This window comes from Lysobacter sp. TAB13 (assembly GCF_052113885.1).
Taxonomy (GTDB): Bacteria; Pseudomonadota; Gammaproteobacteria; order Xanthomonadales; family Xanthomonadaceae; genus Lysobacter; species Lysobacter gummosus.
The window spans coordinates 1-420 of sequence record NZ_JBFRDR010000250.1; the positions used below are offsets into that span (position 1 = coordinate 1).

General features: G+C 66.7%; 1 protein-coding gene. It reads left to right on the forward strand.

Annotated features, from left to right (window positions below):
- On the forward strand, positions 1-420 hold a 420-nt coding region (locus AB4Y92_RS26040), incomplete at both ends, for a hypothetical protein (protein WP_441822255.1).

Below are 420 nucleotides of genomic sequence, written 5' to 3' on the forward strand. Positions count from 1 at the left end.
GCAATATGCCTATGAAGACAGGATCGCGGCGTTGCGCGCCGATATCGACCGCCTCGCCAGCCGCGCCCTGCTCGATCAGGATGGCGTCGAGGCTCGTGTCGACGAACTGGCCACGCGTCAGGCCGAGCTGGAGAGCAAGCAGGCCCTGGTCGCTGCCGTCACCGAAACGCTGCAGGCCGGCGGCATTGCATCGCCTGCAAAGGTTCCGCTGCGTTCACGCCTGATCAAGGCGGAGGAGCCGATCCGCGCCTCCAGCGTCTCAAGCTTCGCGCCGATCACCTCAAGCAAGCCGATGCCCGCTCCCGACGTTCCCGGGCTCCGCAGCTCGGAAGAGCACAAGAGCCTACCATGGCAATCGGGCGAGACGGAGGAAGCTCCGCAAGCGCCCGCGCAACGCGTCGCGGAATCGCTGACCAGGCT